Source organism: Nocardia amamiensis, from assembly GCF_015477605.1.
Classification (GTDB): domain Bacteria; phylum Actinomycetota; class Actinomycetes; order Mycobacteriales; family Mycobacteriaceae; genus Nocardia; species Nocardia amamiensis_A.
On record NZ_JADLQX010000266.1, the window covers coordinates 1 to 343 of the forward strand.

The 343-nt window shown below is 58.3% G+C and carries 1 protein-coding gene; it reads right to left on the minus strand.

Going from position 1 to position 343, the window contains the following annotated elements; genetic code table 11:
- Positions 1-77: 77 nt before the first annotated feature.
- Positions 78-343 (minus strand): DUF445 family protein (locus IU459_RS40330; RefSeq protein WP_195134339.1); only part of this gene is annotated, 266 nt, incomplete at its 5' end.

Below are 343 nucleotides of genomic sequence, written 5' to 3' on the forward strand. Positions count from 1 at the left end.
GTGAAAATCCGCAGCTTTGTTAGCGCCATTATCACCGAGTTTGGCCTCTATCCACCCCAATCCGGCTAACCAGGCGGTTATCCGCTCAGCAGCGGGAGTAACTGGGGCAGCTGCGACAACAGGTAGAGGATCAGCCCGATGGTGCCGCCAACCAGCGTGCCGTTGATGCGGATAAACTGCAGGTCTTTGCCGATATTGAGTTCGATCTGCTGCGACATGTCGCGTGCATCCCAGCTCTTCACGGTGTCGCTGATGTGGCGCGTCAGGAAGCCAGCAAACTCGGGTGCAACGCTGCGTGCGGCCTGTTCCAGATGCTGATTCATCGAGTCACGCAGTGCCGGGT